The organism is Mesorhizobium sp. Arg314 (assembly GCF_053714275.1).
Window position 1 is genome coordinate 1 of the sequence record NZ_JBSKBP010000335.1, and the last position, 281, is coordinate 281.

A 281-nucleotide genomic window follows, 5' to 3' on the forward strand; every position below is an offset into this window, starting at 1 on the left:
ACCAGCATGGCCTTCCTGCACCAACAACCGCAAATGTGCCTCGGCTTCGACATCGCCAAGGACACCGTCACCGTCTGTGACGGCACCACCACCCGCACCATCGCCAATCAGCGCAAGGTGATCCGCGCCTTCCTCAAGAGCTACAAACACATAGACCTTGTCGTGTGCGAGCCGACCGGCGGTCACGAAGGCTTGCTGCTCGAGGAGTGCCTGCGCGCCGGCATCGCCTGCCATCGCGCCGACACGCTCAAGGTCAAGAGCTTCATCCGCTCCTTCGGCAC

The 281-nt window shown here is 62.6% G+C and carries 1 pseudogene; it reads left to right on the forward strand.

Annotated features, from left to right (window positions below):
- A pseudogene (locus ACWGS9_RS36185) lies at nt 1-281 on the forward strand (IS110 family transposase); the annotation flags it as partial.